Source organism: Flavobacterium polysaccharolyticum (assembly GCF_038739875.1).
GTDB lineage: Bacteria > Bacteroidota > Bacteroidia > Flavobacteriales > Flavobacteriaceae > Flavobacterium > Flavobacterium polysaccharolyticum.
On record NZ_JBCGDP010000095.1, the window covers coordinates 1 to 293 of the forward strand.

1 pseudogene is annotated in these 293 nt (G+C 38.2%); it reads right to left on the reverse strand.

The features are described 5' to 3' along the window. A pseudogene (locus tag WFZ86_RS20235) lies at positions 1-254 on the reverse strand (pantoate--beta-alanine ligase); the annotation flags it as partial. Between the last annotated feature and the right edge of the window lie 39 nt (positions 255-293).

The following is a 293-nucleotide window of genomic DNA, read 5'->3' on the forward strand; positions in this document are numbered from 1 at the left end:
AATCTTTCGTTACGAGAGCTCATGGCTAAGCCACTCGGTTCTCTGTGAATTGGGCAGCCAATGATTTCTACTGGAATATGGTTTTTAGCGACTAATTTTTTTACTATCTGAAGCTGATGAAAATCTTTCTCTCCAAAATAAGCTTTTGTTGGAGTAATAATTTCGAACAGTCGTTTTAAAATTGTTCCCACTCCATCAAAATGACCAGGTCTAAACTTGCCTTCCATCTGATGTTCTAAGCCGTCATAATCGAAGGATTCTGCGGTTGTTTTTCCTTCTTAAATGTCCTCAAC